The sequence below is a fragment of the Snodgrassella sp. B3088 genome (genome assembly GCF_026535815.1).
Taxonomy (GTDB): domain Bacteria; phylum Pseudomonadota; class Gammaproteobacteria; order Burkholderiales; family Neisseriaceae; genus Snodgrassella; species Snodgrassella alvi_E.
Map to the genome: position 1 here is coordinate 1 of NZ_JAFNPG010000008.1, position 23722 is coordinate 23722.

20 protein-coding genes and 1 tRNA gene are annotated in these 23722 nt (G+C 38.7%); 3 read left to right on the forward strand and 18 right to left on the reverse strand.

Going from position 1 to position 23722, the window contains the following annotated elements; genetic code table 11:
• From J3U75_RS06010 to gmk, 9 genes are all read right to left on the reverse strand, one after another.
• On the reverse strand, positions 1 to 1774 hold a 1774-nt coding region (locus tag J3U75_RS06010), incomplete at its 3' end, for an ESPR domain-containing protein (protein WP_267391039.1).
• A gap of 1032 nt (positions 1775 to 2806) precedes the next feature.
• A tRNA-Ile gene (locus J3U75_RS06015) sits at positions 2807 to 2882 on the reverse strand.
• Between the two features lie 100 nt (positions 2883 to 2982).
• Positions 2983 to 4944, reverse strand: a complete 1962-nt coding sequence (gene rpoD, locus J3U75_RS06020) for an RNA polymerase sigma factor RpoD (protein WP_100157162.1) — start codon at positions 4942 to 4944, stop codon at positions 2983 to 2985.
• A gap of 59 nt (positions 4945 to 5003) precedes the next feature.
• A complete protein-coding gene (dnaG, locus tag J3U75_RS06025; protein WP_267391185.1) occupies positions 5004 to 6788 on the reverse strand; it encodes a DNA primase in 1785 nt (594 codons plus the stop codon).
• A 78-nt stretch (positions 6789 to 6866) separates the two neighbouring features.
• Positions 6867 to 7310: a GatB/YqeY domain-containing protein gene (locus J3U75_RS06030; RefSeq protein ID WP_267391042.1), complete on the reverse strand. Its 444-nt coding sequence runs from the start codon at positions 7308 to 7310 to the stop codon at positions 6867 to 6869.
• A gap of 161 nt (positions 7311 to 7471) precedes the next feature.
• Complete coding sequence (gene rpsU / locus J3U75_RS06035; protein ID WP_100141358.1) at positions 7472 to 7684, reverse strand: 30S ribosomal protein S21; 213 nt, start codon at positions 7682 to 7684, stop codon at positions 7472 to 7474.
• 277 nt (positions 7685 to 7961) lie between these two features.
• Positions 7962 to 10490, reverse strand: a complete 2529-nt coding sequence (locus J3U75_RS06040; protein WP_267391043.1) for a RelA/SpoT family protein — start codon at positions 10488 to 10490, stop codon at positions 7962 to 7964.
• A 14-nt stretch (positions 10491 to 10504) separates the two neighbouring features.
• A complete protein-coding gene (gene rpoZ, locus J3U75_RS06045; protein WP_100141356.1) occupies positions 10505 to 10708 on the reverse strand; it encodes a DNA-directed RNA polymerase subunit omega in 204 nt (67 codons plus the stop codon).
• 48 nt (positions 10709 to 10756) lie between these two features.
• Positions 10757 to 11368, reverse strand: a complete 612-nt coding sequence (gene gmk / locus J3U75_RS06050) for a guanylate kinase (protein ID WP_267391045.1) — start codon at positions 11366 to 11368, stop codon at positions 10757 to 10759.
• 167 nt (positions 11369 to 11535) lie between these two features.
• Between gmk and J3U75_RS06055 the strand changes: the two genes are divergently transcribed.
• The 3 genes from J3U75_RS06055 to J3U75_RS06065 all read left to right on the forward strand — a co-directional run bounded on the left by J3U75_RS06055 (position 11536) and on the right by J3U75_RS06065 (position 14448).
• Positions 11536 to 13161, forward strand: a complete 1626-nt coding sequence (locus J3U75_RS06055; protein WP_267391046.1) for a CTP synthase — start codon at positions 11536 to 11538, stop codon at positions 13159 to 13161.
• A gap of 150 nt (positions 13162 to 13311) precedes the next feature.
• On the forward strand, positions 13312 to 13809 hold the full coding sequence (locus J3U75_RS06060) for a DUF3465 domain-containing protein (RefSeq protein WP_267391047.1): 498 nt from the start codon (positions 13312 to 13314) through the stop codon (positions 13807 to 13809).
• A gap of 63 nt (positions 13810 to 13872) precedes the next feature.
• Complete coding sequence (locus J3U75_RS06065; RefSeq protein WP_267391048.1) at positions 13873 to 14448, forward strand: HdeD family acid-resistance protein; 576 nt, start codon at positions 13873 to 13875, stop codon at positions 14446 to 14448.
• 99 nt (positions 14449 to 14547) lie between these two features.
• On the opposite strand, the gene J3U75_RS06070 is transcribed toward J3U75_RS06065, so the two are convergent.
• The 9 genes from J3U75_RS06070 to pilM form a co-directional block, all read right to left on the reverse strand.
• Positions 14548 to 15741, reverse strand: a complete 1194-nt coding sequence (locus J3U75_RS06070) for an aromatic amino acid transaminase (RefSeq protein ID WP_267391049.1) — start codon at positions 15739 to 15741, stop codon at positions 14548 to 14550.
• Positions 15742 to 15848: 107 nt separating this feature from the next.
• Complete coding sequence (gene trmB, locus J3U75_RS06075; protein WP_267391050.1) at positions 15849 to 16556, reverse strand: tRNA (guanosine(46)-N7)-methyltransferase TrmB; 708 nt, start codon at positions 16554 to 16556, stop codon at positions 15849 to 15851.
• A gap of 56 nt (positions 16557 to 16612) precedes the next feature.
• Positions 16613 to 17695: a 3-dehydroquinate synthase gene (gene aroB / locus J3U75_RS06080; RefSeq protein WP_267391051.1), complete on the reverse strand. Its 1083-nt coding sequence runs from the start codon at positions 17693 to 17695 to the stop codon at positions 16613 to 16615.
• Positions 17696 to 17701: 6 nt separating this feature from the next.
• Positions 17702 to 18244, reverse strand: coding sequence for a shikimate kinase (locus J3U75_RS06085; RefSeq protein WP_416384693.1), 543 nt, complete (start codon positions 18242 to 18244; stop codon positions 17702 to 17704).
• 261 nt (positions 18245 to 18505) lie between these two features.
• Positions 18506 to 20689 carry a type IV pilus secretin PilQ gene (pilQ, locus tag J3U75_RS06090; RefSeq protein ID WP_267391052.1) on the reverse strand — a complete coding sequence of 728 codons (2184 nt, stop codon included), beginning with the start codon at positions 20687 to 20689 and terminating at the stop codon, positions 18506 to 18508.
• 36 nt (positions 20690 to 20725) lie between these two features.
• Positions 20726 to 21262 (reverse strand): pilus assembly protein PilP, encoded by a 537-nt coding sequence (locus J3U75_RS06095; protein WP_267391053.1) that lies wholly within the window; start codon positions 21260 to 21262, stop codon positions 20726 to 20728.
• Positions 21263 to 21314: 52 nt separating this feature from the next.
• A complete protein-coding gene (locus tag J3U75_RS06100; protein ID WP_267391054.1) occupies positions 21315 to 21974 on the reverse strand; it encodes a type 4a pilus biogenesis protein PilO in 660 nt (219 codons plus the stop codon).
• A gap of 13 nt (positions 21975 to 21987) precedes the next feature.
• Entirely contained in the window at positions 21988 to 22656 is a 669-nt protein-coding gene (locus J3U75_RS06105) for a PilN domain-containing protein (RefSeq protein ID WP_267391055.1), read from the reverse strand.
• 1 nt (position 22657) lies between these two features.
• Positions 22658 to 23707: a type IV pilus biogenesis protein PilM gene (pilM, locus tag J3U75_RS06110; protein ID WP_267391056.1), complete on the reverse strand. Its 1050-nt coding sequence runs from the start codon at positions 23705 to 23707 to the stop codon at positions 22658 to 22660.
• Positions 23708 to 23722 lie beyond the last annotated feature (15 nt).

Consider the following 23722-nt stretch of genomic DNA (forward strand, 5'->3'; position numbering starts at 1 on the left):
CATGGATACTACCTTTGCCATTATTAATAACCGTACCAGTAAGATTGTTGTTATTGGTAATATCAATATTATTAGCAGCAGTAGTGCTCGCATCACCAGAATTCGTAATGGTGCCGCCCAGAACATTATCATTAACAATCTTAATAGCACCGGCGGCAGAGTTGCTAATCGCACTATCAATCTCACCCGTACCATTGTTATTAATATTAATCAAACCATTTCCGGTATTGTTGATTTTATTAGATGATGATTTGCCATTGTTGTTGAGAGTAACTGTACCATTTTGTGCATTGTTAATATTATGAAAAATATTACCAGATTCACTATTATTAATTTCAATATTACCGCTATTATTATTGTTAATAGATCCATTTTTAGTATTATTTGTATTAGTAATAATAATAGCACCGGTACTATCATTATTTATATTACCGTTTAAATCTCCGGAATTATTAACGTTTAGTGTGCCACTAGATTTATTTCTTATAACAGATCCCGCATTACTATTTTCTGAAGATGGTGAACTAGATTCTAATACTCCTTTATTAGTTATATTTAATATTCCTTTTGAGTCGTGTAGTACTGTATCTGTATTACTAGTTGTATAACCATTCTCATTATTCTCAAAATTTGCTGTTTCTGTTTCTGAAAGTCTTGAGTCAGTAGCAATAACTGTATTCTGACCTTCATTTACTTTTAAGCTACCATTATTTATAAAATCTCCTTTATCACCTAATATAACACCTTTAATTTCAGTGTATAAATTATCTAGTTCATCTTTAATAGTAATATCAGCTCCTTTCGAAGCATTATATTTTCCATTGGATACAAAAATTGCAGAAAAATCTTGGCCAGGACGATCTTGTTTTTGTTCTTGAACTTGATCTCTATTTTTTATCATAGAAATAATTGTTTCACCACCAACATTTATTTGGCCAGATTCAACGCGGATAGCCTCATTTTCATCTAATATTTCACCAGCATTTATTTCAATATTATTATTCACATTTATTGATGGTGTTTTGGCGTTGTTATCAACAGATGTTTGTATAATCGCATTATTTCTATCTTTTTGATTAATAATGATATTATTTGCAGAAATTGTACCATTAACATTATTAATAGCTGTTGTGCCACCGGTGCTTCTTTGTGCATTAACAGTTATGTCACCTTGAGCAATAATTGTACTGTTATTATTTTCAATTCCATCAATAACAGTTCTGGCTGTATCAGTTACAGTTATATTTCCCCCTACATTTAATGTAGAACCGTTAGAATTTTTAATAACGGTTGTACTTGTGCCTGAAGAGTTTGCTTGCAAATTTTGCTCAATGTTAGCTACAGATTTATCCAGTGAAAGAGCGTTAGAGTCTGATGAACTTGATGCTTTGTTTACAGTTGTTACATTTTTTGCGGTTAATGATGATGAATTGTTTAATTCAATTGTTTTTTTAGATCCGGTAGCACGAGAAATTGTACCTGTAGCATTAATTGTCTCTCCTACTAGTTTTGCGCCATCAGTAGCAGAAATTGTATTATAACTACTCGCATCTAAATTACATTCACTTTCAGAACCCGAAGCTATTAAATTTGGATCGGCTCCGGTAGTTGGTACAGTGTCACAAGCCGCATAAGCACCGAAACTGGCTATGGATAATGCAACAGCCAAAATGATTTTAGTACAATTATTTTTTGTTTTGCCACGTGTCAGTTCCGAGCAGGCTACCCATGTATTGGTAGATTCACTCCATTTGGATTTGTAGATGATATTCATCAGTTTTCCTTGGTTTTGCAGATTCTATAAAATAAATCTTAACTCTTGATTAAAATTTAATTAATTAAGCTTATATATGTAATTGGATAATGAATTAATACTAAATAGTATTAATTCATTATAGAAGATATGTTATATCGTATCCAAATAAAGTTAACTTAATACTAATTGTTTGTGTCAGTTAGTTTGTTAGCATTTTTTGTGTGAATCATTAAAAATTCTAATATATTCATATATATAATCATTTGACATACCTATGATGTTGAATAAAACATTCAAAATAAAAAAAGTGTGGTTAACTTTACTTTGTTATTTTAATACACCCTAAATGTTATGAACCTATTTATAAGTGTTAATAGAAAGTTTTGTTATTTATAGGGAATATTATTTTATGTTTTTTGAATGTGGTTGTTGCCAGAGCTTCTATTGGCGGGAAATTCAGGCTATAAAAAGAAAAATAAATAATATATAAATAAGTGTATGAATTTTGCAACTAATTTGTAGCAGAGAATGTTTTGCGTTAACTAAATTTGGATATCAAACTATATTAGTCATTATGTTCAGTTTTAATAATCAAAATATTATGGTTTAAAGATGGCTGAATTTAATCAAAAACATTCTTTTTATCGCTTAATTTTGTTTTTAAAAAGCAGTAAATGCTAAAGAGAGGAAAGGATATTTCAGAAAAATATAAAGTTAAATATCTATATTAAATATTCAATTTTAATTATTGTTGAATTACATAGGTTGTGAAAAGTTGTATTTGTTTAAAAGTAGGATCGGAATAAACCTATTTTAGGTTTAAACCAAAAAATGAAAAATTTTGATGTTGTTGAATTTATATCTTAGATTTTTTGGGTAAAAAAAATCTCATGAGATGAAAATTCAAGCTTTGTGCTAATTTTTTATTGAGATTAAATAGTAATAGTAGAATAGATAAACTAAATCTCTGATAAATAGATAGCAGATAATTGAGAAATCAGCACTGTTAAATTAGATACCTAGCTGATACAAAATCATATGAGGTTTTTTTGGTGGGTCCAGTGGGTTTCGAACCCACGACCAAGGGATTATGAGTCCCCTGCTCTAACCCCTGAGCTACAGACCCGAGAAAGGCGTATTTTAGCTAATACGTCAGACGATTGCAAGGTTTTACATAAAAAATCATCCGCAGAGTGCGGATGATTTTGGTTTTAAAAGTAAAAAATTTACTGTTTGTTTTCGTCACTGTCGAGAAAGCTCTTTAGCCGGTCAGAGCGGGTAGGGTGACGCAGTTTGCGTAATGCTTTGGCTTCAATTTGACGAATACGTTCGCGGGTAACATCAAACTGTTTGCCCACTTCTTCGAGTGTATGATCTGTATTCATGTCGATACCAAAGCGCATCCGCAAAACTTTGGCTTCGCGCGGTGTTAGGCTTTCGAGTACATCTTTGGTGACTTCCCGCAGACTGGAATACATGGCTGCGTCTGCCGGTGCAACGTTATTCGCATCTTCAATGAAATCGCCCAGATGTGAATCATCATCATCGCCAATTGGTGTTTCCATAGAAATCGGTTCTTTGGCAATTTTCATGATTTTTCGGATTTTATCTTCAGGCATTTCCATCAGTTCAGCCAGTTTGGCTGAGTCGGCCTCTTCTCCGTTTTCCTGCAAATACTGACGGGATATCCGATTCATTTTGTTGATGGTTTCAATCATATGTACCGGTATGCGAATAGTACGAGCCTGATCTGCAATTGAGCGGGTAATAGCCTGTCGTATCCACCAGGTGGCATAGGTGGAGAATTTATAGCCTCGACGATATTCAAATTTATCCACGGCTTTCATCAGGCCGATATTGCCTTCCTGAATTAAATCCAGAAATTGCAGACCACGATTGGTGTATTTTTTAGCAATAGAAATTACCAGACGCAAGTTGGCCTGAATCATTTCTTGCTTGGCAGCAGCGGTTTCCTGCTCACTTTTGACCATGTTTTTGTTAATCTGTTTCAGCTCATCCAGTGAAATCTGAGCGGCCTCTTCCAGATTAGCCAGTTCAGTTTGCTTTTCAATAATGGCATACTGGAAACGACGTAGTGCTTCTGTCCAGACGCGGTTTAGAGAAAGTTCTTCATCTACCCAGCCCAAATCGGTAGTGCGATTGGCAAAGCTTTTGATAAAGTAATCACGCTCCATATGCACACGATTCAGAGCTATATCGCGAATATCTCGTTCCAGCTGACGTACTTGATTGACGCGCATGCGCAGGTTTTCACATAGGCTTTCAATCTGGCGGGTAGCAAAGCGTACCTGTAATAATTGCTCTGCAATTTCCTCTTGTAGTTTGAGGTAGGTAGCGTCTTTGCTGCCTTTTTCCTGAAGTGCGGCAACCATGGCTTCATAGCGGCTCTGAATTCCATCGAAGTGTTCTAGCGTTTTTTGGCGCAGCTCTTCCAGATTAGCAGATGCTGCTAGCGCAGCGTTTTCTTCTTCGTTTTCTTCAGAATCATCGTCTACGTCAACACTGTCTTCATTGTCGTCCTCTACCTCAGTATCCTCATTTTTGCTGTCGATACCGATACCCAGTTCATCGAGAAGTTCTTCATGTGGGTCGACAATAGCCTCTACAACTTCATCAACTTTGATTTCTTCTTTGCGTACAGCATCAATCAAAGCCAGTATTTCAGCTACAGAACCTGGGCAGGCAGAGATGGCCTGAATCATGTTGCGCAGGGCATTCTCAATTTTTTTGGCGATGATGATTTCATCTTCACGCGTTAATAGGTCTACCTGACCCATTTCGCGCATGTACATACGTACGGGGTCGGTGGTTCGTCCAAATTCGTTATCTGCATTAGACAGAGCTGCTTCAGCTTCGGCTACCGCATCGTCGTCAGTCATGTTGGCGGTGTTATCGCCCATTAGCAGACTTTCGGCATCAGGTGCTTCTTCGGTAACCTGAATCCCAAGACCAGATATCATCGAAACAATGTTATCAATCTGGTCGGCATCCGACATTTCATCCGGCAAAGCATCATTTATTTCAGCATATGTAATGTAACCACGTTCCTTGCCTTGAATAATCAGCTGACGCAGTCGTGCACGTTGTTCCTCAGCGGTTAACGGACGGGTATCGTCTTGTTCCTTACTACTATCAATAGTGGTTTTTTTGGGTGTTGGATTTGCCATATTTTACTCAATATATTGCAGCAGCTATGGCGCTGCAAGGGGTTAAAATAGACGTCAGGCTAAGCTGACGGCATTTTGGGCGGGCTTAAGAGCAGCAGGAGTAACTGTTTTTCGTCGGCACTGAGACGTCCATGCTGGAGTTTGCGCTTCAACGCATCAATCTGCTGGGTCTTAAGACTATCCAGTAATTTTTGCATGCCCTGTTTGAACGTGGTGCAGTCATCTTCATTTCCTGGCTGCAAGATATCCGGTGAATCCAGATAATCGTGGATAATCTGCCGAATGACGGGTTCAAATTCTGTATTACGCATCAGTTCCAACACAGCTCCGCTGTTTAACGGTGTTACGGAGGCTTGTATGCGTTCAGCCAGCGCAGCGAGGCATGCATAATCGCCGTGCAGGTCCAGATATTCTGGTAGTTCTATAAATGCGGCCCATTGCGGATTTATCAATAGTGCCCGTATCTGTTTTTGTGCCAGTGACATGACAGGCGGTTGTCGGAAAGTGTTCTGTGGAAGACGGTAACTTTTCTGTCTGACAGGTGCAGATCTAGGTTGTTCTTGTCCCAATAGCTGAGCTAGATTATGTTCATCTATACCCACTTTCTGGCTGAGTTCTTGGCGCAGTAGGAAAGACAATGCTGGTGCCTTGATTTGAGCTAGCAAAGGGCTGGCAGTTTTAATCAATTCTGCTTTACCTTCCTGAGTGTTAAGGTCAATCTGTGCAGTTAGTGTTTGCCAGAAGTATGCAGACAGTGGCAAGCTTTGGTTCAGTAGTGCATCTTCAAATGTGCTTAATCCATAACTACGTACATAGCTGTCGGGGTCATGTTCAGCTGGTAAAAAAAGAAAGTGTAAAATTTTGTCATCTTTTAATTGTGGCAAAGCATTTTCCAATGCTCGCCATGCAGCTTTTTTGCCGGCAGTGTCACCGTCAAAGCAGAAATAGATATGATCGCTTTGCCGCATCAGCAAATGTATGTGTTCTGCCGTGGTAGATGTGCCAAGTGCAGCTACAGCATATCCTAGACCATACTGTGCCAAGGCAACGACATCCATATAGCCTTCTACGACCAGTACTCGCTGTGCATCTTTGATTGCAGCGCGTGCTTCATATAGTCCGTACAGATTCCGCCCTTTATCAAATAGGGGCGTTTCAGGTGAGTTGAGATATTTAGGTTCGCTTGCATCAATAACGCGAGCACCAAAACCGATAATTTGTCCACGGGTACTACGTATGGGGAACATAATGCGATCGCGGAAGCGGTCATAATGGCGGCTGTCTTTTTCGATAACCATGCCACTGTTTACCAATGCATTGCTGGGATAGGGCTGAAAAACTTTGGCTAGAGCCTGCCAGTCGTCCGGTGCATAGCCAAGGCCATAATGGATGATGATTTCTTCACTGAGGCCGCGCTGCTGTAGATATTGCTGTGCACGCAGTGAGGTTTTTAGCTGTTGTTGATAGTAGGTGGCAGCCGCAGCTGTAGTTTGCTCTAGTGTCTGCTGAATCTGTTTATGAACTTTCTGTACATGTGGATTGGGATTTCCAGACTGTTTTGGGACAGTCATGCCGATGCGGTCTGCCAGAAATTGTACGGCTTCCTGAAAGCTCAATCCTTGATATTCCATGACGAAGCCAATGGCGGATCCATGTACACCACAACCAAAGCAATGATAAAACTGTTTGGCAGGACTAACTGAAAACGAGGGGGATTTTTCTTTGTGAAAGGGGCAGCAGGCCATGTAGTTGGCACCACTTTTTTTAAGTGGTACAAATTCTTCAATGACATCAACGATGTCTATTTTATTTAAAAGCTCGTCAATAAATTCGTTTGGAATCATGCCAACCATGCCCGTCAATTGCTGCACATAATTTCTAGATCTGATTATCCTGTCTCTTTTTTTTGGATGTTGAATTGATTAGGCCAAGAGCTGTTTGATTTTCTTGCTAACTTCACTCATATCGGCTTTGCCTGCCAGTGTTTTTTTCAATATGCCCATTACTTTTCCCATATCACTCGGTTGTGAAGCACCCACATTGGCAATAGCATCTTTAATGGCAGTTTCAATAGCGGTATCGTCTAGCATTTCGGGCAAGTAATTTTGGAGTAAGTTAATTTCTGCTTGCTCCTTTTCGGCAAGATCGTTTCTACCACCCTCGTTAAACATGCGTACCGATTCTTTCCGCTGTTTAACCATTTTGCTGATAACTGCAACGAAGCGGCTATCGTCTACCTCAATTCTTTCATCTACTTCAATCTGTTTGATAGCAGCTAATGCCATACGAATGGTAGACAGGGATGCTGCATCGTGATTGCGCATTGCTGATTTCATGTCTTCCTGTAATTTTTGTTTCAGGCTCATAATGGGGCTCGCAGTAAGTGAATTGGTTATTATAGAGATTTGCTGTAAAAATACGTTTTACTTCAGGTTTTACCTGTAAAAAGCAAATACCGCAAGCAATGCCTGCGGTATTCTGGTTAATTGTAATTTCCCGGTTGTTAATGCAAAGCCGGAAATTCCAATTAATAATTTTTAGGTGGCAATTGCTGGCTGCGTAGGCGTTTCTGTAAGCGTTTAACGGCTGCTGCTTTTTTACGTTTACGCTCCGTTGTTGGTTTTTCATAAGCTTCGCGTGCGCGCAGTTCGGTCATCAAGCCTGTTTTTTCAACAGAGCGTTTGAAACGACGCATAGCAACTTCAAAAGGTTCATTTTCTTTTACACGAATAGAAGGCATGTTTTTTTCCTGAATAAATAATTATATTACTGATTGTATATCAGATAGATAAATACTAAATAAAGGCCACTAAAGGCAAAGGCGGTGTTTACGGTTCCGCATTACCGTTTACAACATCACCTCCCAAGGTGTAATTGAGGCTATATCTGTTAGAATTTAAAGTAAAACGGATATAGGGTTATTTTAAATAAATAAGGAGAAGATTATGGCTGATTAAATATGATTCGTCAAGCCAGCTGGAGGGGTACGTTTGTAACATCATTAAAGATGATGAGCGTTATATTCTGTTTACACGACGAATCTGAGGAACAGAATGTAAATCGCGGATAATATGATTGAGCTGATTTAAATCTTTTACCTGTAACACAAAACGAAATTCAATAAATCCTTCCACACCTTCGAGTTTTTTTGAGGTGGTTTCTACAGATGTAATATCACCGCCATTTGAAGAAATAGCCTGAGCAATGGTGGCCAGTAATCCATGACTATCAATAGCATTGAGGCATAAAGTTGTCTGATAGTTATTTGCTTGTAGTAAATCCCAGTTTGCATCCAGCTGAAGTTCAGGGTCTGTTTTCAAAATCGTATTACAAGTATCACGATGAATAATAATGCCCTGATCTTTGATTAGCAAAGCTTTAATGGTGTCACCAGGAATAGGGTGGCAGCATTTGCCTAAATGAATATGAGTTGACTCATTGCCAGTCAAATTAATTGGTGCCAGTTTAATGGTGTCATTAAAATGCTCGCCAGCCAGTTCAGCTATATGCATGGCTACAGATACTGGCTGTAGTAACCCCATACCTACTTCGCAGAGAACATTTTCAAAAGAAGTATTTTTTTGGCGTAAATCGGTCAGATATTTGTCTTTTAAAGAGTCTGACAGTAAAACGTTTTCTGGCAGTAGGCTGGATAAGGCTTTTTGTAATAATTTTTCGCCTAAGCGTATGGCATCGGAACGATCCATTTTTTTTATTTGGCTGCGAATGGCACTACGGGCATGGCTTGAAACGGTAAAGCCGAGCCATGCCGGAGTAGGGTGGCCATTGCTGGAGGTAATTATTTCTACGGTATCACCTGTATGCAGACGGGTACGTAAGGGCATTAAATTGTGATTAATGCGTGCAGAGACTGTTCGATTGCCGATATCGGTATGAACAGCATAGGCAAAATCTACAGGTGTGGCACCTTCTGGAAGGGTAATAATTTTACCTTTAGGGGTGAAGACATAAACCTCATTCGGAAATAAATCTGTTTTTACATGTTCCAGAAATTCAATGGCATTGGCACTATGTGCTTGAATGTCGAGAATACTTTGCAACCATTGATTGGTACGCATTTGTGCCTGATCAAAACTATTCTGCTCTCCATCTTTATGCATCCAGTAGCTAGCAATACCACGTTCGGCTATAGTATCCATTTCGTGTGTTCGTATCTGAACTTCAATAGGTAGCCCGTAAGGTCCAATTAAGATGGTATGCAGGCTCTGGTAACCATTGTTTTTGGGAATAGCAATGTAATCTTTAATTCGTCCAGGTTTAGGTTTGTACAGATTATGCAGAACACCCAGAGCGGTATAGCATGAAGGTATGTTATTTACAATAACCCTGAATGCATAAATATCCATTACATCGGCAAAATGGAGATTTTTACGACGCATTTTTTCATAAATGCTGTATAGGTTTTTTTCTCTACCTCTTACCTGTGCCTCAATATTGGCGCTCACAAGACGTTGACTGAAGGCTCGTAGTACTTTACCTACTATATCGCGCCTGTTTCGTCGTGAAGACTGAATGGCTTTGGCAAGTACTTCATAGCGGTGGGGGTACAGATGTCTAAATGCTAAGTCTTGCAATTCACGGTATACATGATTCAAACCGATACGATTGGCCAGTTGCGCATAGATTTCCATGGTTTCTTGTGCGATACGTCTGCGACTGGCCGGTTTTTTAGCAGACAGTGTGCGCATGTTGTGCAGCCTGTCTGAAAGTTTGACAATTATGACACGAACATCTTGCGTCATTGCCATAATTAATTTACGGAAGCTTTCTGCCTGTGCTTCCTGCTGGTTGTTATATTCAAGTTTTTCCAGTTTGGATAGCCCGTCAACCATGTTGGCAATGGTTTCACCGAATTCGGCAATAATTTCTTCTTTGGTAGTACCAGTGTCCTCTAGTACATCATGTAATACACCGGCACATAAAGCCTGAATGTCTACATGCCATTCTGCTAATTGAGTCGCCACGGCTAGAGGATGGGTGATATAAGGTAAGCCGCTGTTACGGAATTGTCCATGATGTGCATGGGCACCGAATTTGCAAGCTCGGGACAGCATTTGTAAATCTTCTTTGCTGAGGTAAGAGGCAGTGTGTAGGAGTTTATTTTCTGCTTCAGTAATAATGTCCTGATAGCTCGTTTCTATCTGTTGTTGACAGCATTGTAGCTGGTTGTTTGTGCCGGTGCATGATGAAGTATTAATTGCATCAAATATTTTCATTCCCACCGTGCCTATAGCTGCGCTGGGTAAATCACTGTCTGAAGAACATAAATCTTCAAAGGCTATTTTGATCAGCACCGCTGCCAGTGCTTGTACTCGTTGCTGATTTTGTGCCAAAGATGTAGTAATGGCAAAACTGCGTTTAAGTAGAGCAGTTTTGCCATCTTTTTCGGCCAGAGTGTAGATATAGGCACACGCTTGTTCCAGTAATTCCCAGCGTTCCTGTTTATTTAAATACTCTGTTTGTGCAAAGAGAGTGTTACGCCATTGTTTAACAGGAGGTTTGTAGGTGTGACTGGGAGGGTACATGGCTGTTTGCCTTATTATTTTTGTTGGTTGAGTAACTCTGCACCAATTTGTCCACTGGCTATCTCGCGCAAAGCAATGACTGTGGGTTTGTCATGATCTTCTTCTACCAGTGATGTTGCGCCATTAGCCAGCTGGCGTGCTCGCAGGGCAGCAATCATGGTCAGGTCAAAGTGATTAGGGATGCGTCCGATACAGTCTTCTACAGTAATGCGTGCCATAATATAAATTCCAATAGAAATAATTGTTTAACATTAAACTTGAAATATTTATTTTCCAGATAAAATCCGGGTAATGGTTTGTTGCTGCGCCTTCGCGCATAACCCAACCGAACGGATAATTGCTAATAAATCCTGCTCTGCCTGATTAAGATCTTGATTAACAATAACATAATCAAACAAAAGACTTTGTTCAATTTCTTCACGGGATTTTGCTAAACGATAGGCTATCACGTCTTCGCTATCAGTGCCTCTATTTTTAAGACGTTCAGTGAGTTCTGTCATCGAAGGAGGTAGTATGAAAATACTGGTAGCATTAGGCAGTAAACGGCGAATCTGTTCCGCACCCTGAACATCAATTTCTAAAATAACGTTGTAACCTTGCTGGGTTAATGATTCTACAGCCTGTAAACTGGTGCCATAATAATTGCCATAAACATTGGCATGCTCAATAAAAGCATTGCTGGCAATCATATCCTCAAATTCACTACGGCTGACAAAATGATAATGTACACCATTTTGTTCACCCTCACGCGGCATTCTGGTTGTATGGGAAATAGATATGCGAATATTCGGCTGACGCGCACTCAGGCGCGAAACAAGTGTGGTTTTGCCAGTACCTGAAGCAGCAGAAACAATGAAAATATGTCCAGATTGCAACATAATATAAATTTAAGGATTACGGTGACTAATTATGCCACAGCCGTGATTATTACGCCAATCCGAGCAAGCAGATTATTGCATATACTTGCAGAGTTTGAAAAAGGGAATGTCTTTCTTTTGGTGTTATTTTCAGCTAAAATGCTAAATTCAATTTCCTGCTGATTGTCATGACCAAGTTTATTTTTGTAACTGGCGGTGTGGTCTCTTCACTGGGTAAAGGCATTGCCGCTGCGTCTACTGCTGCTATTTTGGAATCTCGTGGTCTGAAAGTGACCATGCTTAAACTGGATCCTTATATTAATGTGGATCCGGGTACAATGAGCCCTTTTCAGCACGGTGAAGTATTTGTCACTGATGACGGTGCTGAAACTGATCTAGATCTGGGTCATTATGAACGCTTTATTGATGCTACCATGCAGAAGCGTAATAACTTCACTTCTGGCCAGGTTTATGAAAGCGTAATTCATAAAGAGCGGCGTGGTGATTATCTTGGCGGTACTGTTCAGGTAATACCGCATATTACAGATGAAATTAAACGTAAAATACATGAAGGTGCTACCGGCTATGATGTAGCAATTGTCGAAATCGGTGGAACTGTAGGTGATATTGAATCTTTGCCGTTTTTGGAAGCCATTCGGCAAATGCGTAGCCAGCAGGGCAGACCAAATACTTTATTTGTTCATCTATCTTATGTTCCTTATATTGCTGCTGCTGGTGAAATCAAAACCAAGCCAACCCAGCATTCAGTCAAAGAATTACGTGAAATTGGTATCCAGCCGGATGTGCTTATTTGTCGTATGGACCGGCCGATGCCTGAAGAAGAAAAACGTAAAATTGCATTATTCTGCAATGTAGAAGAGCGTGCTGTTATAAGCTGCTATGATGCTGATAGTATTTATGAAGTACCAAGAATGCTGCATGATCAGGGTATTGACAATATTATCTGTGAACAATTGCAATTAAACGTTCAGCAGGCTGATCTGACTGCATGGAATAAAATTGTTTATTTGGTACAACATCCGAAACATAAAGTCAAAATCGCCATGGTTGGTAAATATGTGGATTTGACTGAGTCGTACAAATCTTTATCTGAAGCATTAAAACATGCAGGTATTCAAACCGAAACAGAGGTAGACATTCATTATATTGATAGTGAAATACTGGAAACAGATGGCACTGCATGTTTGCAAAATATGGATGCTATTTTGGTTCCGGGCGGTTTTGGTACTCGTGGTGTTGAAGGTAAAATTGCAGCTGTACGCTATGCACGTGAACACAAAATTCCCTACTTGGGTATTTGTCTGGGTATGCAGATTGCACTGATTGAATACGCACGTGACGTTGCCAATCTGGTTGGTGCTAATTCTACCGAATTTGATTTAAAAACACCGCATCCAGTTGTTGCTTTAATTAGTGAATGGCAAGACCGCGATGGACAGATTGAAAAACGTGATATCAATACTAACCTTGGCGGTACCATGCGTTTGGGTGCTCAGGAAGTTAAATTGGCTGATGGATCACTTGCCAAAACCATATATGGCAATGAGTTTATCCGTGAGCGCCATCGTCATCGTTATGAAGTGAATAATTATTATCTGCCACAGTTACAGCAGGCTGGCTTAGTAATTGGAGGTGTATCTACTGGACATGAACAACTTGTAGAGGCCATTGAACTACCTGAACATCCATGGTTTTTTGCTTGTCAGTTCCATCCGGAATTTACTTCAACGCCTAAAAATGGACATCCATTATTTACTGCTTTTATCAAAGCTGCATTAGCTCATAAAAAATAGTTTACTATTTTATTCAAATTAGTATCTCAGGCTGCTGGTGTTATCCGGTAGCCTTTTTTTTAAGATTAAACTATTAATATTTTGCTATCTTTGATTACATTTTGTATGATGGTTTCAGTGCTGATTCTGTAGATAGATTAATTCCCTATTATGAAAAATATTATTTTTCTGGTTATCGTAGCACTGGGTTTCTGGTGGTGGCAGCATAGCTCTGTTGATGACCAGCAAAAAAGTCAGGCACATGAACAAATAATTGATTCATTTAAATCAATTCGCAGTAATTTTTCTAAAGAACCTTTGTCTGTATCTCAGATACGAGAAGCTATATCTTTACATCAGGCTCAGAATGAGAATTTAGACAAAGTGCAGGTTTACGGTGATGGCTATGTTATCAAAACCTTACCAGATGATAATAAAGGTAGCCGTCATCAGAGGTTTATTTTAAGCACAGGTAGTAGTACGGTTTTAGTGGTACATAATATAGATATCGCTCCGCGGTTAGAAAATTTACAGCGTGGTGACAAAGTAGCTTTTACTGGTGAATATATCAGTAATGAAAGGGGGGGGATGATACACTGGACACATCATGATCCTAGACACCACCATCCTGATGGCTGGCTGATGTATAAGAAGAAGCGATACCAATAGTTTGCTGAAATGGCATGTGTAATATTTATTATTTGCAGTTTACATTTATCTAAAGGAAATAATGTGAATACTCTTTCTTTTCGTAGACCATTAACTGATTTGTTGTCTGAAAATTGGTGGATAGTATTAGTTCGTGGATTTGCAGCTTTAATTTTTGGTTTATTAACTTGGTTTTATCCATTTATTTCGATACTGGTTATGGTGATGTTTTTTGGCTTTTATGCGTTGGTTGATGGTGTAATGGGTATTGTTCTTTCCATCAATGGACGAAAAACACATCAGGATTGGTGGCTGATGCTAATTTGGGGCTTTATAAGTGTACTTGCCGGTTTCCTAACATTTTTTGTGCCAGGAATTACTTGGCTGGTACTGATTACTTTTATTGCGATTTGGGCGTTAGTAAGTGGTATTCTGCAAATTGTAGCAGCTATTCGTCTGCATAAATCTGTTGGTGGCGAAGGATGGATGATCACAGCGGGTGTATTATCCATGTTAGTTGGTATTATTTTGCTGGTAAATCCTATTCAGGGCGGAATAGCGCTGACTTGGGTAATAGGCATTTATGCTGCTTTGTTTGGTGTAGTTAATATCGCTTTGGCATTCCGTATGCGTAGACTGGGTAGGGAAAATGCTAATTGAGCTCTAATTATTGAGTAATAATAATTAATAGAATAAATGATAAAAAACTGGTTAGCTAAATCTTGGCCAACCAGTTTTATTTTTAATTAGTCATATTTCTTATTTCAAGACCTCAGCCATGGCATTGGCAACATATTCTATATTGCTACTGTTTAAACCAGCCATGCACATCCTTCCATTTTCAACCATATATACACCATATTCACTTTTTAAACGGGCTACTTGCTGTGGATCTAAGCCTGTAAAACTGAACATGCCACGTTGTTTAATAAAATAGCTGAAATCACGATCAGGAATTTTCGTCTGCAATACTTCATACAATCGAGAACGCATTTTCCGAATGCGATCGCGCATGATATATACTTCTTGCTGCCAGTGTTCATAAGATTTAGTGTTGCTAAGTACTCGGCTTACGACGTGACCACCGTAGGCAGGTGGACTAGAATATAGACGCCGTACGGTGAATTTGAGCTGACTCTGAACTAATCGAGCTTCTTCGGAAGTTGGACATACAATACTCAGACCCCCTACACGTTCACCATAGAGCGACATGTTTTTGGAAAAAGAGTTACTGATATAAACACATAACCCAATTTCTACTGCTTTGCGGATAGCATAAGTATCGGTTTCTAAATCGTCCCCAAAACCTTGATAGGCTATATCCATAAATGGTATTAGCTGTTTATTTTTAATAATATCTAAAAGCTGATCCCACTGCTCATGACTGGGATCAACGCCAGTGGGATTGTGACAGCACGGATGTAGTAAAATAATACTGCCTACATCGAGTTGTGTCAGAAATTGTTTTAATTCTGTAAATTTAATTCCGATAGTTTTAGGGTCATAATAAGGATATTTATGAACCTCGATTCCAGCACCCTCAAATATGCTGATATGATTTCCCCATGTAGGATTGCTTACATAAGCTTTTGCCTGTGGAAACCATTGGTGAATAAATTCTGCTCCTACACGCAGCGCACCTGAACCGCCCAGACTAGCTATGGTAGCAACACGACCAGATGTAATGGCTTCATGGTTTTTACCTAATAACAATTTCTGGCATGCCTGCCGATAAGCAGGCAGACCATCCATAGGTAAATAGTCGTGTGGCTGATTTTCTTCTACTAATTGTGACTCTACTGTTTTAATACATTCGAGCACAGGTACATGGCCGTTATCATCATAATACACACCTACACCAAGATTTACTTTTGAGCTGCGTGCATCCTGTTTATATTCATCCATCAGACTCAGAATAGGGTCACCTGGATAGTATTTGACATTCTGAAACATTTCAGTTCCTTAGAAAACAGCAATATTATTTGACAGAAAATGATTGCTGTAATGCAATCTAAGGTAATTGTACTCTAAATGTCTTTACTTTTTATTAATTTGGTCTGTTATTTTTTTACAAAAACTAAATCCCATACACCATGACCTAATTTTTTGCCTCGTGCCTCAAATTTGGTTTCGGGACGGTAGTCAGGGACAGCTGCATAAGTTTCAGCAGTGTTGTGCAACTCAGGAAACCCGTTTAAAACTTCAAGCATTTGTTCTGCATATTCTTGCCAGTCAGTTGCAAGATGAACGTAGCCATTTGATTGAAGTTTTGGAAGTAGTCGTGCAATAAAAGATGCTTGAATCAGGCGCCGTTTATGATGTCGTTTTTTGTGCCAAGGATCAGGAAAAAAGATATGAATACCTTGCAGGCAGTTATCTTCAAGCATGTGATCAACCACTTCAACTGCATCATGTCGCATCACTCTAATATTTTGTATATTCTGTTCTTGAATCAGCTTTAATAGATTTCCTACCCCAGGCCCATGAACATCAATAGCTAGAAAGTCGCAATCAGGAAGGTTTTGTGCAATTGCTGCTGTTGCAACGCCCATACCAAAACCAATTTCAAGTATCTTGGGTGCTGTTCGATTGAATATGGCATTTAAATCAATTTTATTGTTGACGAAATCAATGCCAAAATTTGGCCATTGGTTATCTATAGCACGTTGCTGGGCTTGTGTCATATGGCCTTGACGTAAAACAAAACTACGTATGCTACGCGGGTGATCTTTATTAATGTCCGATTTTGAATCAGAATATTGGGTCATGCTGTTCTGTGTTAACTTAAAGTTGATAAATTTTCTAACGTCAATTCTAACATGCTTCAACTTATATATTGGTTCAATGTTGCTGCTAGGTTTTGAGTTGTTACATTGTCAGTGATTGTTGCTTCACCCAATTGTTTCAACACCACAAAACGCATGTTACCATCGATAACCTTTTTATCATGGCTCATATGCATCAGCCAAGCTTCTAAAGACATTTTAGGCGGCGTAACAGGCAGGTTAACTTGTGATAATAATTTGATTAGACGCTGAGTATCATCCTGATGCAAATAACCAAGTTGTTCAGATAAACGGCAAGCAAGTACAGTACCTGCAGCAACAGCCTCACCATGAAGCCAGTTACCATACCCCATTTCAGCTTCAATGGCGTGGCCGAATGTATGGCCTAGATTCAAAAGGGCCCTGACACCACTTTCTTTTTCATCGGCCGCAACAATATCTGCTTTCATCTGACAGCAACGATGAACCGCATGTGCCAATACTTCAGGTTCTTGATTAATCAATGCTTCGATGTTGATTTCTAACCATTCCAGAAATTCTATATCCCCCAGCACTGCGTATTTTATGACTTCTGCCATACCTGCTGAAAATTCACGTGGTGGCAAAGTATGTAAGCTATTTAAATCAATAAACACAGCCTGAGGTTGATAAAATGCACCAATCATATTTTTACCCAAAGGGTGGTTAATTCCTGTTTTTCCACCTACGGAGGAATCCACCTGGCTAAGTAGTGTTGTAGGAATCTGTATAAATGGAGCACCACGCTGATAAGTTGCAGCAGCAAACCCTGCCATATCCCCAATTACTCCGCCACCTAAAGCCATAATGGTGGTTTTGCGTTCGGCGCGATTTTGCATTAGACCATCGTAAATCAGATTAAGTGTTTGCCAGTTCTTATATTTTTCTCCATCAGGCAAAATAATATTGAAATATTCGCGTCCTGAATGATTTAGTATTTTTTCCCATTGCTGCAGGTATAAAGGCGCTACGGTTTCATTGCTGATAAGTGCAATTTTGTTTGTAAAATAGGGTGCCAAAAGATGATTTGCGGATTCAAGCAGGTTGCTTCCAATAAATATAGGATACTGATGTGATGTGGTAGCAACGTTAAGTGTGTACATGATGATTTAAAGTTGAGGTATTTGTTTAGAATGTTGACGTAGTAAACGAATTAATCGATTTAGTGAGTGAAAGCTGTAGGGGCTATTCACATCTAAAACAGTATGTGCCGTAGCTCGATAGATGGGATCACGCAAGCTATATAATTCCTGCAATTTTGCTAAAGGGTCTGAGACTTGCAAAAGAGGGCGATTTTTATCGTGCCGTATCCTGTTTAATAGAACTTCAGGTTGCGCATGAAGATAAATCACATGCCCATTCTGCTGCAAATTGAGCCGGTTTTCAATTTGCAATATAGCACCACCACCTGTTGCTATAACAACATCTTTTTGTTGTGTCAGCTCACTAATAACAGCTGTTTCTCGAGTGCGAAAACCTGCTTCTCCTTCGAGCTCAAAAATAGTAGGTATTGATACTCCGGTACGTTCACAAATTACCTGGTCACTATCATAAAAAATGCGTTTCAGTTTATTGGCAAGTTGTTTTCCAAGAGTAGTTTTACCTGCCCCCATTAAACCGATTAAAATCAGATTGCCTGCGATGTTATCCATGTTCGTAATTGTAACTTAGTATAAGAATTTACGCATTAATTGGCAGAATAACCATTATCTTGACTTGCTTTGATTGAAACAGAAACTTTGGGTGTGAAAATTTTTTTAGCTATAGTTATAGAGTCACTATAAATATCATTTTAAGTCATTAATAATTATATCAAATAATTTTATTTTTAAGTGTGTTTGAAAATTTCTGACTCTATAAATTAAAAAAAGTCAGCCTGTTTACAACAGGCTGACTAAATTGAAAATGCTTACTTAATATTTTAGTGGGGCACTGCTTGAATCGACTACACGAGGTGTAATAAATACAAGTAATTCATTACGTTGTTGGGTATTTTTTCTGTGTTTGAAAAGATTGCCAATGCCTGGGATGTCGCCAAGTAAAGGTACTTTATCTATACTGTTTTCATTATTTTCATTGTAAATACCACCAATAATTAATGTACCACCATTCTCAATCATTGTCTGAGTCACTACATTACGCTTTTGCATACAAATGTCGCCAGAACGGAGAACATCAGGTGCAACATTTGAGCATGCTATGGGTCTGTCATTCTGTACGTTCAATGTCATAATAATATTACCATCAGGTGTAACCTGTGGGGTAACTTTTAAACCAAGAACGGCATCTTTGAAACTGGTAGAAGTTGCACCGCTGGAAGTTGATTCCTGATAAGGTACTTCATAACCAGATTCAATTTTTGCTTCTTTTCTATCTTGTGTTAATACTCGTGGAGAAGAGATAATTTTGGTTTTGCCTTGAGCTTGTGAGGCTGAAAGCTCTAAAGCGAGAGCCCCAGATGCAAATTTATGCACCCATGATACTACTGATGTTGGATTGGATACGCCAAGGTTGACATTAGGAAAACCTAGTTCAAAATTAGGGTCACGTGTTGTACCACGATCTTCATCTTTAAGGGATACACTACCACCTATACCATTTCGATAAGTTCCTCTATAGTAGCCAAATTTAGTTCCCAATTCACGGGCAAAACTGTCTGTAGTTTCAACGATTCGCGCTTCGATTAATACTTGTTGAGATGAAACATCAATTTGAGCAACCAGTTTTTCAAATTTCTTAATTACACTACTAATATCGGTAATGATTAAAGTATTTGTTGCGGGATCCAATAATGCGCTGCCGCGTGGACTCAAAATACTTTTATCTGATGAACTGTTACCATCATCGGATAAATGCAAAATCTTTTTAAAATCTTCAACATTACGGTACTTAAGTTGGAAAGTCTGAGAAATCAGGGGACCTAAGTCATCTAATTTTTTTTGTTGTTCTAATGATGCTGTATCCCTGTTCATCAGTTCGTCACGTGGAGCAACATTGATAACATTTCCTTCGCGACGCATATCAAGATTTCGAGTTTCCATAACCAAATTTAAAGCTTGATCCCAAGGAACATCTTTTAATGATATTGTCATTTTACCCTGAACACTGTCGCTCGCTATTATATTCATTCCTGATTCTTTAGCCAGAATCTGTAGGATTGTGCGAACATCAATGTCTTGAAAATCAAGTGAAACCCGTTTTCCTTTGAAGGATTTATTATTTGATTGTAAGCCTTTAGAGTCTAAATCAAATTTGCGGGTAACCTGAAGAACCAGATTAGTCCCACTTTTAATTTGGGAATAATCCCAGTCACCCTGCATCTGAATATTCACTTCGGTATCATTGCCAATCCTGCGCAGGCGAATAGTGCGTACAGGAGTGCTGAAATCGGTTACATCAAGATTACGTTGTTGTTCTGTTAACAAAGGTACATTTTTATAGGTTAAAACCAAATTAGATGCATTGCGTCTAATTGTTGGCTCTCCTTTGTCACTCAAACCACTAATGGAAATTACACCATTACCATTTTTCCCTTTTTGAAAATCTATATTTATCGGTACAGAAGCTGATTGATCAAATGCGTTACTATTTGAACTGGCAGGCTGACGGCTGACAACTTGTTCAGTAATGTTATTTGTTGCTGTATATGGTGTGTTGACTGTTGCCGGAGAAGTAGTAATTTTTTCTGATTTATTTTTTACTTTATTTTTGGACGGAATAGATTCCTGTACATATACCCAGACTTCATTGCCTTTAATTACAGCATTGTACTGGCCAGTTTTGGCTAATGATAGCATTACACGAGATTTGTCTGTAGTTTGACCAGCTTCAATTTGCTGTAAAACTGTATCATCAAATTTGAGTAAATTCTGTGGTAAGGTTATTCCTGTCCCAGCAAAGTCCAGTGCAATTCGTGCAGGATTTTCGGTTGTAAAACCTTTAGGTAACGCGGGGTCTTTATCAAACTGAATTTTAATCAGACGTTGCTGGTTTGGTAACGCACCGACATTGATGGCTGTTATGTTGCCGGCAAAAAGACTCTGACTCAGTAAACCCAGACCCAGAGTGGACAAAATAGATATGGTTTTAATTTTCATATTGGTACCTTCTTAATTTTAAATGGGTTACTTTTTTCAGTTCTGACCGGATGTCTCTGAAGATGCTGCGTCAGCAGCCTGCAAGGGTAAACTAGCCTTTCTGCTAGTCCAATTGCCATATGAGTCTTCAACTAATTCTGATATAACAATTTCATCAGGTGTTATTGCAGTAATTCGTCCATAGCTTTGACCCAGATAATTACCCAGATTAACAGTGTATACATGTCCATTTACTGAAATAAATGCAGATGGTGCTTTTCCCGTTCCTTTAATTAAACCAACATAATGCAATTCATCTAATGAATAATTTTCCAAGATTTGTTTAGGTCGGTTTAGATCAGGTGCATTAGCACCTTGTAAACCTGCTTTGAGACGCGCAGGTTCAAATATATTCATTTGAGGCTGTGGTGGAGGGGTGTAAGAAGGCTGAATATTTATTGTAGTTTGCTTCTGTTTCATGGGTTTGATTTTTGCCTGTTGGCTGGTATTCCGCATCCATTCATGTAAATCTTCATTTGCTGCCGAACAGGCACTCAGTGTAAAAATACACAGGCAGATTAGATATTTATTCATATTTTTTCCGTTGCTTATATATTAAATTACCCTAGTTACAGCTATAGGCAGCCTATTTTTGGTCGTTTTTATTTTTATTTTGAGCTTTAATTTCTGCATCTGTTAAAGCTTTATATGTATTGGCAACTGCGTTTAAGGTAAGCGTATTATCTTTCTCATTTCGTTTTAGTACGATTGAGTTTAATGTGACTATTCGCGATAGCTTGCCTACATCACGAAGAAACTGACTTATCTGATTATAATTACCCGTCAATGTGATGTTGTAAGGTAAGGTTTGAATAACTTGTTGATCTGATTTATTTTGTGGCTGATCATCTGAGTTTGAATTAAGAACTTGTGCTGGAGTGATACTATCCATATTTAAACCATTTTTAGTAGCACATTCATGTAGTTCTTGAATAAGATTAGGGATTTCTGCTTGTGTTGGGAGCTGTTTTAATAATAAATGAAATGAACCATTAATATTATTAAGTTCTGCTTTCAATACATCAAGATTAGCTGCCTGTTTACTTTTTTCAGAATAGGTTTGCTTTAGAGATTCTTCTTCTTCCTTCAATCCACTAAGCCGTTCATTTAATCCGCTGTAAATAAAGAAATAGGCAATAAGAAGTACCAATACAATGATACCACCGGCTATGCCTAGCTGTACAGGTTTAGCTTGTTGGGAGAGGAAATTTAGATTTATTGATTTAAGATCTATATTTTTGGCCATTGTCAGTACTCCTTCAATTTGTTGGTTCAGATGCACTAGACTCATTTTCTTGATGAGGTGCTTCTGTATCCTGATTTAGTTCAGTTGATGAAGAGTTTGGGTTAATAGCCTGATTGGTTTCTCTCATATCTTCTTGCTGGCCAATAAGATTATTTAAACGTATACGAATACTAAATTCCTGAGTATTATTAACTCGTTTGATATTTAATAATTCAGGTGTTGTAAATAGTTGTCCTGGTAAAGCATTCATGAAAGCTGCAGTTTTAGCATCACTAAAAGCTTTACCATTAATGACATATGTATTGGCATCTTGAGCTTCTATACTGGTTATATACAATCCTAAAGGTGCTAATGTATTCAACGTATCCAGTATACGAGCTGCTTCAAAACGTTTATTTGATAACTCTTCTACTTTTTCTTGTCTGGCTGTGAAATTTTTGCGCTCATCTTGTAATTGAGCGATCTGTTTAATTTCTCCATCCAGTTTGTCTATTCCATCTTTTAATACTTGATTACGGGCTTCTTGACTGCTTACCCGACTGTCTATAGCTAAGTAGCCTAATACTGCCAGACCTACACCGATTAAAGCAGCAACGGCCAGTAGAGTCTGAAATTGTTTCTTTTGTTTGGTTTGTAAGGCTTCTCGATAGGGCAGCAGATTAATTTTTAATAAAGGTAACATCTTATAATCCTCTTACGGCCAGGCCAAAGGCTACGGTTAATAAACTACTGTCCTGTTGCAATTTTGCCTGTTGAATTGCATCACCGGGCTGTGCTAACAGTATAGGGTTAATCTGTTGCGCAGGAATACTGGTTTGCTGGCTGATGCTGTCAGCAAGGCTATTGGCTGCCTGATTATTGCTGTAACCAAAAACAAGGATTTCTTCAATTTCATTTTCTTGACTAGCCGAAGTAAAATAAAATTGTAAAACTCTCTGTATTTCCTGAATAAATTGTTGCTGGAATGGCTGCGCTACAGTCTGATTGTAATCTTCTGGCTTGGTTTGACTATAGAGCATTTCCCACGCTTCTTCATCAGTCAGCTGGTAGTTTCGCCGCAAGGATTGCATCAGATGATCATAGCCAAGATTAATTTCTTGTTTATAAAGTAATTTGCCATGACGCATGATAATTGCTTGTGTTTCACCGTAATCAATATTGAAAACTGCGATACATTTTTCTGTTAATTCAGGCTGTCTGATATTTATCCATGTGATGGCGCTATTCATTATTGCCAGTATATCGACATCCATTTGTGTGGGTGTGATACCTGCATCGGTAAAAGCATCCATCAAAATATTGACGTCATCCCGTTTGCTGTTGACCAGTAGCAAACTTTCTTTTCCATTCTCATTGATACTGACATTCTGATAGTCGTAACTTACATCATCCATTGAGTCATATTGACTCAATTCAGCCATGATTTGTTCTTCTTCGGTATACTCTGTATCTTCATCTCTATCTAGAAACTGGATGGAGGTTTGCTTTTGTGAAATGGCTACGGTAATGTTGCGACAATTGCTTTGGAGCATTTGTTTAGCCTGTTGTAGATGAACAACAAGTTCATCATGATTTTCGATGTTGCCGTTACCAATAATATTTTTTGGCAAAGGCACAACAACGTATTTTTCGAGACGAAATTGATTTAAACTGCGTGCATTCAGGAGCACCATGTTAATGCTTTTATCAGTAAGACTGATACCAAGACACTGTCTCGATGAAGTTGTGGCCACCTTCTTATTCTTTGA